The organism is Halomonas qinghailakensis (assembly GCF_025820815.1).
Taxonomy (GTDB): domain Bacteria; phylum Pseudomonadota; class Gammaproteobacteria; order Pseudomonadales; family Halomonadaceae; genus Vreelandella; species Vreelandella qaidamensis.
The window spans coordinates 2,968,505-2,981,203 of record NZ_CP096973.1 but is presented as its reverse complement, the minus strand read 5'-3'; the positions used below and the strand labels follow the sequence as shown (position 1 = coordinate 2,981,203).

The window sequence follows — 12,699 nt, the reverse complement described above, 5'->3', positions numbered from 1 at the left end:
ACCGCCTACTTACCGATGAAACTGCTTTTCACGCTCGGGCTGCCAGAAAATCGCATCAATGCGCAGGCGTACCTCAGTGTTGTTGGGTAGCGGCCACTCGATCACATCGCCGACTCGTAAGCCAATTAACGCCGCACCAATAGGTGCCATCACTGAGATACCATCTTCAACGCTTTCAAGGGCATGAGGATAAACCAAGGTACGAATCATCTGACGCTCACGGGTTAAATCCGTAAAGCGCACCTGACTATTCATGCTCACCACATTTTCAGGAATATCTTGAGGATCAAGCACCTCTCCGCGAGCTAGTTCTTCTTCAAGCAGCTCCGCAACCATCATGTCTTTTTCAGATGCCGTATCAATCAAGCGCTGAAGCCGGTCGGCATCAAGGCGATTAATAATAATAGGAGGACGCTGCCCCATGTCTACTCTCCTTGGAAAGCAAATAGCGGTGATACCAATGGATGCGCTTAAGATCTCCCCCTTATAGCGCACCAACGAAAACAGCCCTTCCCCAAAGGGAAAGGACTGTGTCATAACAGTGTATGTGGTTTGCCTAATAAAAGCGACTATATAACACCCTGCTCAATCATCGCATCGGCCACCCGACGGAAGCCGGCAATGTTAGCACCCAATACAAGATTATCCGGCTCGCCAAACTCACTGGCCGTGTCGGCACACTGACGATAAATATCCGCCATAATCTGCTTAAGCTTTTGGTCCACCTTCTCCAGCGGCCACTGCTCCATGCTGCTATTTTGCGCCATTTCAAGCTGACTGGTCGCCACGCCACCCGCGTTGGCCGCCTTGCCAGGTCCATAAGCAATTTTTGCTTCCAAAAAGCGGTCCACCGCCTCTTTTGTAGAAGGCATATTGGCGCCCTCACTCACACAGGTAACGCCGTTGGCCAATAACGCCTTCGCATCCGCTTCAGTGAGTTCATTTTGGGTGGCACAAGGGAACGCTGAATCGCCTTCAATGCGCCACACCGCATGGCCATCCTGCGGGTAGTCTCGCGCTGAAATGTAGTGCGCGTCAGGATGCTCGTGCAAATAACTTTCTAGCGAGATGCGCTGAACTTCCTTCAATTGTTTTAACAGCCCTAAATCGATACCGTTAGGGTCATGAATAGTGCCCTTTGAATCACTACAGGTAACCGGCTTAGCTCCCAGCTCATACAGTTTCTCAATGGTGTAGATAGCCACGTTACCCGCACCTGATACCAAGCACGTTTTACCCTGTAACGATTCATCTTTTGCCGACAGCATGTTCTCGGCAAAATAAACTGCACCATAACCAGTCGCTTCTTTACGACCAAGAGAACCGCCCCAGTTCAACCCTTTACCTGTTAGTACGCCTTCGTAACGCCCAGTTAAACGCTTATATTGACCAAACAGATAGCCAATTTCACGCGCACCCACCCCAATATCACCAGCAGGCACATCCGTATGCGGCCCAATATGGCGGTAAAGCTCTGACATAAACGACTGACAAAAACGCATGATTTCGTTATCTGATTTACCTTTAGGGTCGAAATCAGAGCCACCTTTACCACCACCAATCGGCAAACCAGTCAGGGCGTTTTTGAATATTTGCTCAAACCCTAAAAACTTAATCGTGCCTGAGGTCACGCTCGGGTGAAAACGTAAACCTCCTTTGTACGGGCCAAGCGCCGAATTAAACTGAACACGGTAACCTTTATTCACCTGCACACGACCGGCGTCATCGACCCAGCTCACTCGGAACATTATCTGACGCTCCGGCTCAACAATACGCTCAATGATGCTGTGATCATGGTAGTGCGGAGCACGCTCGAACAGCGGACGCAGGCACTCAAGCACTTCTTCTGTTGCTTGATAAAACTCAGTTTGTGCAGGACTACTTTTTGCTAAACGCGTCAGCGTATCGTGAACATAAGGCATAGACAGACACCCATTTATAGTTAAAAAACGTCGATTTGCTGGCCAGAGCGTTGACGTATTTAACTGCGAGTGCGCTAACCTGCATACCCTATGCCGGTTCGGTATGAGCAAAAAAAACAAGAAAAGTAGACTAAAGTGGAAACCAAATTGCCCTTTTATGGTGCAATTAACAAGCACTAATAAACGATATATAAACGAAAAGCCTACCAACAATGAGTCACTTGAAACTTCCCTTAGATGCTTTGGCACTGGGATGCAGCTTCTGTCGACTCATTATTCATTGTGTGTCGAGCTGTTATGGACAAGTAGTCGTTGAACCCTCCGACGATTCATTCGAAGAATAGAATCGCAGATTCTTATTCCTCTCACACGCCCTGTTGCCAGAGCGAGGAGAGCGTCACCGGGGTTCTCGGTGCATGAGCCGGCGTCTGCGAGCTCATGCGGGCGGTCGGCTTGCGCTGACCGCCCTGAAAAAACACATGGCCGCGAGCGGCGATGTTATAGGCCGCGTTCAGATCGGCGTGATAGCGTTTGCCGGAGCTAAACGTGCACTGGCTACTGGCTGTAGTTGTCTTTATCACGTTTTACTGGCCCTGATCCGTCGAAGGCGTAGCGGGACGTGCCACGGGCATAAACTGCCACACAACGCAGCCCCACTTCGACGGCCTTGCTACCGATGCGTGTTACGAGCTGGCGATGAAACCGTGCCTTCATCGGTGTCCGCTTTTTTCCCGCTTTAGGTCGCCCCCCCTTCAGGTTTTCGACCGCAATCGCCTGGCAATGATGATCAAGCGCTAAATTCACCAACTGCCGACTGATCTGGTGGACTTGATTGTCTGCCAGATGGGTTAGCCGTTGGTGGTCGCGGCGACAGAAGCCCGGGGGTAACCGGCTGCCGTGGCGTGTGTGCTTTTTGGCGGCCTGACGAATGCTGGCCATCAGCCGATGCTCCCGGTCTTTATCCGTGGCGAGATAAAGCCTCGCGCATGGACCGTGGTGTCATCGGCATGGGAACGACGCCTTCGTCTTCGATCTTCAATATATTGTTATTTTCCAGATCAACGACCGCGACAAGGTTTTCAATTGGGTGCGCCCAATAATTGCCATCGCCAACATCAAGGTAGGACACCACCTTTAACAGTCTAGACTCTTGTTCCAGACCATCTTCGCCATCAAAGTAACCCACCGTAAGCGGGGTACCCGCCACTTTGTCAGTATCCTCGATGCCGTGCCTTCTCAACGCTTCTTTGTAGGCTTCACTTTCGGCAATAATTTCCTGAACAGCAATAAAGTCATCGTAGGTAATCATGCCATGTGCGCCTTCTATATGTTCCCACCCCTTAATCCGCAGGGTGCCCACACCGACCAAGGTGTGGGGTGAATGCGGTGCGGGGCGTCAGCCCCGCTGATTTTGGATGTACTGGGCAACGACTTCCAGTGGCGCTCCGCCGCACGATCCCACGAAGTACGACCGGCTCCAAAGCACTGGTTTGGTGTAGGCACCCCGCAGGTCGCTGAACTCCGCTCGCATCCGCCGTGACGTGACCGCCTTCAAGGAATTGACCAGCTTCGTGAGTTGTACCTTGGGGGGGTACTCGACCAGCAGATGCACGTGATCACTTTCACCATGGCACTCACGAAGCTCGGCCTCGAAGTCAGCGCAAACTTCGCCAGCAATCTGCTGAAAGGCCTCATGGTGAAGCTCACCGAGAATCTTCCGACGGTACTTGGTTACGAACACGATGTGAGCGTGAAGCAGGTAAGCACTGTGTCGCGCCTTATTGATTTTGTACATACTGAATGTTGAACTATGCTCAATTAGCCGATTATGATTGACTATAAGTTACCACACACTGAGTTTGCCATGAAGGTCCTGAAAGCCTACCGATTCAAGCTGAAGCCAACACCGGAAGCAGAAGCGCTGCTCTACCGTATGGCGGGGTGTGGACGGTTGGCGTACAACAAGTCCCTTGAAATAATGCTCGACATCGTCCGAAAAGAACTCGCGTTCGAGGGTGACCGCAAGTCGTTGTACAAGGCCCTCAATGATCTAGCCCCTAAGGAGCGCATCGCTCTGGCTAAGCGTTTACCGAGCGCAGCGGGCCTGAACAAACAACTGACACAGTGGAAAAAAGCGCCAGAACTGATCTTTCTGAAAGAGGCTTACACGGACAACCTTCAGCAGCGTCAACGCGACCTGCGAGACAAGGCCATCAAGGATTGGTGCTCAGGGAAGCGAGGGTTCCCAGTTTTCAGGACCAAGCGCATCGCGCATCACTCGACCATGCGCTTCGTCAACTTCCCCAAGTATTGCGCCCTCGATCAACGCCGCATCAAGCTGCCCAACAAGCTGGGCTGGGTGCGTATGTACCAGTCCCGCGTCATCGACGGTGAGCCTCGCAACGCCACCGTCTCACTCGATGCGTGTGGCAACTGGCACGTCGCTATTATGTGTGCAGTCGATGTCAAGCCGACCCGTGTACCTGACCAAGGCGCAGTCGGCGTCGACATGGGGATTGCCAAGAACATGACGCTGAGCGATGGCACTACGTTCTCCGGGGTGCGTAGCTTCGCTGCCTCAAAGGACCAACTGGCGGCTTCCCAACGCAAACTGAAGCACAAGGAACGCGGCTCCGCTAACTGGAAAAAACAGAAGCGCAAGATTGCGCGTATTCACCAGCGTATTGCCGATATACGGCGCGACTATCAACACAAGGCAACGACGACGATCTGCAATAACCACGCCATGGTCGCTGTCGAAGACCTCCGAGTCGCCAACATGTCGAAGTCTGCAAGGGGTACGGTTACCCAACCGGGACGTAATGTCCGGCAAAAGTCAGGACTGAACCGCTCGATCCTCGACCAAGGTTGGTACGAGATTCGGCGCCAGCTTGCGTACAAGATGGCATGGACTGGGGGCCTGTTTGTGGCGGTACCACCGCACCACACGAGCCAGACCTGCCCAGCCTGCTTTTACAAGTCGGCAGACAACCGCAAGACGCAGGCGAGTTTTCTTTGCACGCACTGTGGCTACGCCGAAAACGCTGATGTCGTAGGAGCTATCAACGTGCTTCACCGAGGCCTCGACCTGCTCGAAGCCTCGAACCAGTCAGACCTGATCAGGGCGGGACGACGCCCGTAGCGCCTGTGAAGTGAGTGGTGCAGTAGGGCCGCCAGCAGCAGGAACCAGACCACCGGGCGACCAGTGGCCACCCGAAAGGGAATCCTCTTCCTGAGTCGCGGCAGCGCGAAGGGAGGGGAGGATGTCAACGAAGTATCTCGCCAGACGCCAAATCTAGAGTGCCTTCAATTACCCTACGACCGTCCAAGACGGTGAATTCAACATGCCGATTAAAATCATGCTCACCACCAAAGGACCAGTCCCAGACACTGCTCTTATCCTGGTCTGCTAGCCGTATTTCGGTAAACCGCATGTTGTCTTGATAATGAGACGATGACTTGACGGCATCGGCAGCCTGAGTGACTGCTCCCCGCCCTAAGCGCTGGTGCGCCACGGGCGAGGCTTCCCACTTCTCAGGCCGCTGCCGGCGCGTGACCGGGCTTACGCAGGCCTCCGTGGGCAGGAACCGACAGTCCTTCGGCTCGTAGTTTGATAATACCCTGATGACGAATGTTGATCGCGGCGTTGATGTCACGGTCAATGCCTTGCGCACCACAACCGGGGCAATCCCAGGCACGAATGCTGAGCGGCATTTTATCGACCTTGTGGCCGCAGCCAGCGCAGGTTTTGGAGCTGGCAAACCACTGATCGATTTTGACCAGATGCTTGCCTTGGGCTGCTGCCTTGTACACCAGCTTTTGGATCAGGCTGTGCCAACTGGCATCTGCAATATGTTTTGCCAGCTTGCGGTTTTTCAGCATGTTTTTGACTTTCAGCGTCTCAACCACCACCGCTTGGTTGTCGTCAATGAATTGTCGAGACAGCTTGTGCTGGAAATCAGCACGGGCATTGGCCAGGCGCTCGTGCGCCTTGGCAAGGGTTAGCCGTGCTTTCGCACGGCCCTTGCTGCCTTTCTGGCAGCGGGAGAGCGCTTTCTGCTTGCGCGCGCAGGTTGGTGCGCGCACGCTTGAGAAAGCGGGGATTGGGGGTTTTATGACCCTCCGAGTCGATGGCGAGGTGTATCAGCCCCATGTCCACACCCAGCACGGCGTCCACTGTTTGCAGCGGTGCCGGGGCTTCCTCTCCGTCATCGACCAGCACCGAGGCGTAGTATTTGCCGGTGGTGGTGCGGGTTAAGGTGATGCTTTTCAGCGTACCGGTGATCTCACGGTGAAGGCGCGCCTTGATAGACGTGAGTTTTGGTATCTTGATCTCGCCTTCACCGAGCTTGATGCCGGTGCAGTGATAGCTCGATTGTTTGCCGTGCTTACGCTTGAACCTGGGGTAACGGGCTTTTAACTGGGGGTTAAAGAAGTTCTGGAAGGCCCGATCCAGGTTAATGCACGCTTGCTGCAGCGCAATCGAGTCAAAATCCTTGAGCCAGTGATACTTGCGGGACTTCTTCGCCACCGCTAGCAGCGGCTTGAGATCTTTTTTGGCGCGGAGCTTGGTGCCATGCCGTTTGTACTGTGTGCTGATGATATGCAATGCCTTGTTGTACACAAACCGCACCGCGCCGAACTGGGCGTTCAAGAACGCTGCCTGTTCAGGGGTCGGGTAGAGACGTACTTTCGTGGCTTTCAGCATGGCATGGGGCTATTAAAGCTGTATATCTATCCATTATAAGTGGCGAAGGGCAAAGATCAAACCCTGCAGCGCTATCGCGCTGCCCGCTTATATCCCCGCCCGACTGGGCGAGGGTTTACGCGGAGTTTTGCTAATTTCCTCAGCCGTCAGTGAATCGAGAGGATGACGTCGACTTTCCGTCATCATGGTCTGTGGTACATGATCCCTAAAAAGATCGTGCACGAAGCTACGTTCTACCTGAACTTCCCCATCATGCAGCCTGGCCGGAGCAGAGAGTTCAACGGGCTCCCCATTGTAGAACGCCTGCGTCTCCCCCAAGGGCACTCGAATTTCGGTCTCACCATAAGTGATCAACAGCTCATTGCTGTCATCATTGAGTTCATAGGTTGCTCCCGAAGAGCGAAGCACTTGGTCGATGGGCAAATAATCCGGTGAACCACCATGCGCCATCGCCGCTGGACTTAGCAGCAATAGAGATGACGCAAGTGACAGTGCGAGTAACGTTTTTTTGTTATCCATGATTACTCCTGGCAATGATTCCATTGTTAGGTAAAGGTTCAGTACCGATAAGATAGCGATCGTCGAGCAACCGTTGCGCTGGAGACCACTACGAATCAAGTTGTCGTAACCATAGAAATAACAGGAATGAATGCCAGGAACTTTTGAATTGCTGCCAGAGCGTTGTGGAAACGTGCCAAGCATTGGAAAAAAGCTATTTTCAGCGTAAAAACAACGAGAGCTAGCTTGGAACGTGATTGTTGCTATTGGACCGAGCACTCATTTTCAGCCCTAATGCCCTCAAAGGCCATCAACTTGCCTCTTTAACAGGAACTGATATGGCGCTAGAAGTAACCCTGTTTGCCGTATTTATCGCTGCGCTGATCACCGCTTTGACGACGGGGCTTGGTGCCCTGCCCCTAGCGTTAAGCAAAAATGTCGGTCAGAAATGGCTGAGTGCCGGTGCCGCCATCGCCGCTGGTCTAATGCTCGCCGCTAGCCATACGCTTATAGAAGAAGGTATGGCAAAACAGGAGTGGCTCACTCTGGCTGGCATCGCCACCGGACTTATTCTGGTTTATCTCGCCTACCAAGGGATTGAGAGGCAGAATGCGCCAGACATTGGCGAGCTAAATGACGCCGACGCCAAAAAAATGCTCATGATCGTCGGGGTTATGACCGCCCACTCTTTCGCCGAAGGCATCGGGGTGGGCGTATCTTATGGGGGTGGTCAGGATCTTGGCTTGCTGATTACCGCCACAATCGCCATCCATAACATTCCCGAAGGGCTGGCCATTGCACTAATCCTTGTTCCTCGCGGCATGTCAGTACTCAGGGCAGCAGGCTGGAGTATTTTCAGTAGCTTGCCACAACCACTTGTGGCGGTACCCGCCTATATGTTCGTGAACACGTTTCAATCGATACTTCCCTTTGGCCTAGGATTGGCTGCCGGGGCGATGATTTGGATGGTGTTCGCAGAACTGCTTCCAGATGCCAACAAAGAACTGCAACCCGCAACCATCGGCGTCATTGTGGTTTTTGCCTTCCTGAGCATGATGATTTTCCAGATTTCTATTTAACGACAAGCGCGAAATTCTCCCCCCATACCTTGGTCTGAGTGGCGATGGATAGCGCGGCCAGCGCCACCGCTTTCAACCCCAGCACCGCTGCGCGCTGCATTTGCGGGTGCGCTGACGCTTACGCCGCACTACAACACCTGTGCACTCAATACATTAAGTAGCGCGTGGTAACGCCGATCGCGAGGAACGAGCGCAGGCGGCACCCGCGGAAGGCGGCGGAACGACGCCCAGAGGCACCCGTCCAAAACCCCGATGAATTCAATACATGAAGTAGCCCGTGGTAACGCCGATCGCGAGGAACGAGCGCAGGCGGCACCCGCGGAAGGCGGCGGAACGACGCCCAGAGGCACCCGTCCAAAACCCCGATGAATTCAATACATGGAGCGCCGATCGCGAGGAACGAGAGCAGGCGGCACCCGCGAATGGCGGTGGAAAGACGCCCAGAGGCGCCCGTCCAAAACCCCGATGAATTCAATACATGGAGTAGCGCGTGGTAACGCCACCGCTTTCAACCCCAGCACCGCTGCGCGCTGCATTTGCGGGTGCGCTGACGCTTACGCCGCACTACAATACCTGTGCACTCAATACATTAAGTAGCGCGTGGTAACGCCGATCGCGAGGAACGAGCGCAGGCGGCACCCGCGGGAGACGGCGGAACGACGCCCAGAGGCACCGCTCCCAACCTCAGCACCGCTGCGTGCTGCTTTTAATGCCCCCAAACAACAAAGTACGGGTTAAGCTTTTCGCTGGGGTTGGCGTAGCTAAGCGGCTGCCCTTCTAGGGTTTCCACACGACCACCGGCTTGAAGCACCACGGCATGTGCGGCACCCGTATCCCATAGGCAAGTCGGACCTAAACGGGGATACGCATCGGCTTTGCCTTCTGCAATCAAGCACAGCTTAAGCGAACTACCCATGGGCAGCATTTCATGCTCACCTAGCGTTTCAAGCCAGGCAGCAAGGTCGGGGCTTGGGTGCGAACGACTCCCTACCACGCGCCAAGCAGCCGCTTCCGGCTTACCCGCCACATGAATTTTATAGCGCTGACCATCTGCTTCCACCTTAAACGCGCCAACACCTTCAGCAGCCACATAAGCGGTTTCAAGCGCAGGAGCAGTCACCACGCCTAACACCGGCTTACCCTGTTCAATCAGCGCAATATTCACGGTGAACTCACCGTTACGCTTGATAAATTCTTTGGTGCCATCAAGCGGGTCAACTAACCAATAACGGCCATCGCTGTCTACCCCACTAAAGCCATCGGCATCCTCTTCAGAGAGAATCGGTAGCTGCACAGCAAGCCCCTGCAAACCACGCATGATCACCTCATGGGCTGCTTTATCCGCTTCCGTGAGGGGGCTTTTATCTTCTTTCTCTTCCACGCTAAATTCGCGGGCGTAAACAGTCATAATGGCATCACCCGCTTCACGGGCAATCCTTTCAACAGCATCTAATAGCGCTTGATCAATCATATCGTCAATCCTTTGTAAAAAGGCCACCAATCAACAGGTTAAACACCTGTCGCTTGGTAGCCTAAGTCATTACATTAAAAAAAATTTTCGGTGCGCTTAGCTAATCATGCCCCGCTCACGCAGCGTATCAATCACCATATCAGCCGCTTCTTCTGCGCTCATTTCTGATGTTTTTAGATGAACATCGGGCGCTTCAGGGGCTTCATAAGAGGAGTCGATGCCAGTGAAGTTTTTCAGCTCACCACGGCGCGCCTTTTTATAAAGGCCCTTTGGATCACGAGCCTCCACAACATCCAGCGGAGCATCTACGTAAATCTCGATGAACTCACCCGCTTCCAACAAATCACGCGCTAACTGGCGCTCGCTGCGGAAAGGCGAAATAAACGCCGACATCACAATCAAACCAGCATCGACCATCAGCTTGGCGGTTTCCGCCACACGACGAACGTTTTCAACACGATCTGCGTCTGTGAAGCCCAAGTCACGGTTGAGACCATGGCGAACGTTATCACCGTCCAGTAAGTAGGTATGCTGGCCCTGGGTGAACAGCTTTTTCTCCACCAAGTTAGCAATGGTTGACTTACCGGCACCGGAAAGACCGGTAAACCACAGTACTGCTGGCTTCTGGCTCTTCGCCAACGCACGCGCCTGCTTATCAATATCCACGTGCTGCATGTGGATATTCTGGCTGCGACGCAGCGCGAAGTGCAGCATACCGGCGCCAACCGTATTGTTTGTCATACGGTCGATCAGGATAAACCCACCGGTATCATGGTTGTCTTTATAAGCATCAAAAGCAACCGCGCGGCTAAGGCTGATGGTGCAAATCCCGATGCCGTTTAAATCCAGCTGCTTACTCGCGGTATGCTCTAGCGTATTTACGTTGACCTGATACTTAATATCCGTCACGGTCGCTGATACCGTCTGAGTGCCCATCTTCAGCAAGTAGGGGCGACCTGGTAATAACGGCGCGTCGTGCATCCATACCAGGGTGGTTTCAAACTGGTCCGCCGTTTGCGCTGGCTGCTCCACGCCGGAAATCACATCGCCGCGGGAGATATCAATTTCATCTTCAAGCAGCAGAGTGACCGATTGACCTGCTACCGCTTCGTCCAAGTCACCATCAAAGGTGTAAATACGTGCAACGGTGCTGGTTTTACCCGAAGGCTGCACTCGGATCTGGTCGCCTGGACGAACAACACCACTGGAAACCATACCGCTGAAACCACGGAAATCCAGGTTAGGACGGTTTACCCACTGCACAGGCATCCGGAAAGGTGAACGCTGCAAATGTTCAGCATCCAGCTCAACGGTTTCCAAAAAGCCCATTAGCGTAGTGCCGTGGTACCAAGGCATTTGAGGGCTGGGCTCAATCACGTTGTCGCCTTTCAGCGCCGACATGGGAATGAAGGTGATATTTTCCAGGCCCAGCTGTTTGGCAAACGCACGGTACTCTTCAGCGATCTGATCAAAACGCGCCTTGGAGTAATCTACCAAGTCCATTTTGTTGATAGCCACCACAATGTGGCGCATACCGATCAACGACATCAAAAAGCTATGGCGGCGAGTCTGGGTTAAGATCCCGTGGCGGGCATCTACCATCAAAATGGCGGCATCGGCGGTGGAAGCACCGGTCACCATGTTGCGGGTGTACTGCTCATGCCCAGGGGTATCAGCAACGATAAACTTACGTTTTTCAGTAGAGAAAAAACGATACGCCACATCAATCGTAATGCCCTGTTCACGCTCTGCGGCTAAGCCATCCACCAACAGCGCGAAGTCCATCTCGCCGCCTTGGGTGCCATACTTTTTAGAGTCGGCTTCAATAGCGGCTAACTGATCTTCAAACAGTAGCTTTGATTCAAACAGCAAACGGCCAATCAGGGTACTCTTACCGTCATCGACACTGCCGCAAGTAATAAAGCGCAGCAGACCTTTGTGCTCATGAGCCTTCAGGTAACCTTCGATATCTTCGGCAATCAGTTCAGATGAGTGCGACATTAGAAATACCCCTCTTGCTTTTTCTTCTCCATAGACGCTGCGCTGTCATGATCAATCACACGCCCCTGACGCTCAGAGGTCTTAGTCAGCAGCATCTCTTGGATAATGGCTGGCAGCGTATCGGCGTCAGACTCCACCGCTCCCGTTAAGGGGTAGCAGCCAAGCGTGCGGAAACGCACTTTACGCATCATCGGCACTTCACCTGGCTCAAGCGGCATACGCTCGTCATCGACCATAATCAACGCGCCGTCACGCTCAACCACCGGACGCTCTGCCGAGTAGTAAAGCGGCACAATAGGAATATTTTGCAGGTGGATATACTGCCAAATATCCAGCTCGGTCCAGTTAGAAATCGGGAACACCCGAATCGACTCTTTAGGGTTTTTGCGCGTGTTGTATAGCTTCCACAGTTCAGGACGCTGATTTTTCGGGTCCCAGCGGTGCTGAGCAGAACGGAAGGAGAAGACACGCTCTTTAGCGCGCGACTTCTCTTCATCACGGCGGGCACCGCCAAAAGCAGCATCGAAGCCGTACTTATCAAGCGCCTGCTTCAAGCCTTCGGTTTTCATGACATCCGTATGAATCGCCGAACCGTGCGTAAACGGGTTGATGTCTTTCTCAACCCCTTCCGGATTGATATGCACCAGCAGGTCCATACCGATCTCTTCGGCCATTTTGTCGCGGAATTCATACATCGCACGGAATTTCCAGCGCGTATCCACGTGTAACAATGGAAACGGCGGCGGCCCAGGCGCAAACGCCTTACGTGCCAAGTGCAGCATGACCGCAGAGTCTTTACCTACGGAATAAAGCATTACCGGGTTTTCGGCCTCGGCGACCACTTCGCGCATAATCTGGATGCTTTCCGCTTCCAGTCGCTGTAAATGGGTGAGTGAAGTCATCATCTTTCCCGACGTTGTGTTAAAAACTGTTTTCAAGTGGTCGCTCGCCGCACCGCCTTAAAAACCCTGTAAAATTAGCAGCATGTTGATGCTGAATAACCACTTACCTTGCTTACCC

General features: G+C 53.4%; 13 protein-coding genes and 1 pseudogene. 2 read left to right on the top strand and 12 right to left on the bottom strand.

What is annotated here, in order from left to right:
* Nucleotides 1–9: 9 nt before the first annotated feature.
* From rnk to tnpA, 5 genes are all read right to left on the bottom strand, one after another.
* Nucleotides 10–423 carry a nucleoside diphosphate kinase regulator gene (gene rnk / locus M0220_RS13690; RefSeq protein WP_264017947.1) on the bottom strand — a complete coding sequence of 138 codons (414 nt, stop codon included), beginning with the start codon at nucleotides 421–423 and terminating at the stop codon, nucleotides 10–12.
* Between the two features lie 146 nt (nucleotides 424–569).
* On the bottom strand, nucleotides 570–1,922 hold the full coding sequence (gene gdhA, locus M0220_RS13685) for an NADP-specific glutamate dehydrogenase (RefSeq protein WP_264017946.1): 1,353 nt from the start codon (nucleotides 1,920–1,922) through the stop codon (nucleotides 570–572).
* Between the two features lie 555 nt (nucleotides 1,923–2,477).
* A complete protein-coding gene (locus M0220_RS13680) occupies nucleotides 2,478–2,861 on the bottom strand; it encodes a hypothetical protein (RefSeq protein ID WP_264017945.1) in 384 nt (127 codons plus the stop codon).
* A 19-nt stretch (nucleotides 2,862–2,880) separates the two neighbouring features.
* Nucleotides 2,881–3,231 (bottom strand): hypothetical protein, encoded by a 351-nt coding sequence (locus M0220_RS13675; protein ID WP_264017944.1) that lies wholly within the window; start codon nucleotides 3,229–3,231, stop codon nucleotides 2,881–2,883.
* Between the two features lie 87 nt (nucleotides 3,232–3,318).
* Nucleotides 3,319–3,717, bottom strand: coding sequence for an IS200/IS605 family transposase (gene tnpA / locus M0220_RS13670; RefSeq protein ID WP_030072029.1), 399 nt, complete (start codon nucleotides 3,715–3,717; stop codon nucleotides 3,319–3,321).
* Nucleotides 3,718–3,786: 69 nt separating this feature from the next.
* Here tnpA and M0220_RS13665 point away from each other — a divergent pair, with 69 nt between their 5' ends.
* Nucleotides 3,787–5,064 carry an RNA-guided endonuclease InsQ/TnpB family protein gene (locus tag M0220_RS13665; protein WP_264017943.1) on the top strand — a complete coding sequence of 426 codons (1,278 nt, stop codon included), beginning with the start codon at nucleotides 3,787–3,789 and terminating at the stop codon, nucleotides 5,062–5,064.
* 124 nt (nucleotides 5,065–5,188) lie between these two features.
* Here M0220_RS13665 and M0220_RS13660 read toward each other — a convergent pair whose 3' ends face one another.
* The 4 genes and pseudogenes from M0220_RS13660 to M0220_RS13645 form a co-directional block, all read right to left on the bottom strand.
* The gene (locus M0220_RS13660) at nucleotides 5,189–5,437 is read right to left on the bottom strand and encodes a hypothetical protein (RefSeq protein WP_264017942.1); all 249 of its coding nucleotides are present in this window, start codon (nucleotides 5,435–5,437) and stop codon (nucleotides 5,189–5,191) included.
* 19 nt (nucleotides 5,438–5,456) lie between these two features.
* On the bottom strand, nucleotides 5,457–6,008 hold the full coding sequence (locus tag M0220_RS13655) for an RNA-guided endonuclease InsQ/TnpB family protein (protein WP_264017941.1): 552 nt from the start codon (nucleotides 6,006–6,008) through the stop codon (nucleotides 5,457–5,459).
* Between the two features lie 82 nt (nucleotides 6,009–6,090).
* Nucleotides 6,091–6,630: pseudogene (locus M0220_RS13650) on the bottom strand (RNA-guided endonuclease InsQ/TnpB family protein); the annotation flags it as partial.
* Between the two features lie 87 nt (nucleotides 6,631–6,717).
* Nucleotides 6,718–7,149 (bottom strand): stalk domain-containing protein, encoded by a 432-nt coding sequence (locus M0220_RS13645; protein ID WP_264017940.1) that lies wholly within the window; start codon nucleotides 7,147–7,149, stop codon nucleotides 6,718–6,720.
* Between the two features lie 317 nt (nucleotides 7,150–7,466).
* Between M0220_RS13645 and M0220_RS13640 the strand changes: the two genes are divergently transcribed.
* On the top strand, nucleotides 7,467–8,207 hold the full coding sequence (locus M0220_RS13640; RefSeq protein WP_264017939.1) for a ZIP family metal transporter: 741 nt from the start codon (nucleotides 7,467–7,469) through the stop codon (nucleotides 8,205–8,207).
* A 706-nt stretch (nucleotides 8,208–8,913) separates the two neighbouring features.
* Here the strand turns inward: M0220_RS13640 and cysQ are convergent.
* From cysQ to cysD, 3 genes are all read right to left on the bottom strand, one after another.
* Nucleotides 8,914–9,678, bottom strand: coding sequence for a 3'(2'),5'-bisphosphate nucleotidase CysQ (cysQ, locus tag M0220_RS13635; protein WP_264017938.1), 765 nt, complete (start codon nucleotides 9,676–9,678; stop codon nucleotides 8,914–8,916).
* A gap of 96 nt (nucleotides 9,679–9,774) precedes the next feature.
* Nucleotides 9,775–11,679, bottom strand: a complete 1,905-nt coding sequence (cysN, locus tag M0220_RS13630) for a sulfate adenylyltransferase subunit CysN (protein WP_264017937.1) — start codon at nucleotides 11,677–11,679, stop codon at nucleotides 9,775–9,777.
* Nucleotides 11,679–12,581 (bottom strand): sulfate adenylyltransferase subunit CysD, encoded by a 903-nt coding sequence (cysD, locus tag M0220_RS13625; protein ID WP_083006129.1) that lies wholly within the window; start codon nucleotides 12,579–12,581, stop codon nucleotides 11,679–11,681. Before cysD ends, cysN begins: the two co-directional genes overlap by 1 nt.
* Nucleotides 12,582–12,699: the final 118 nt, after the last annotated feature.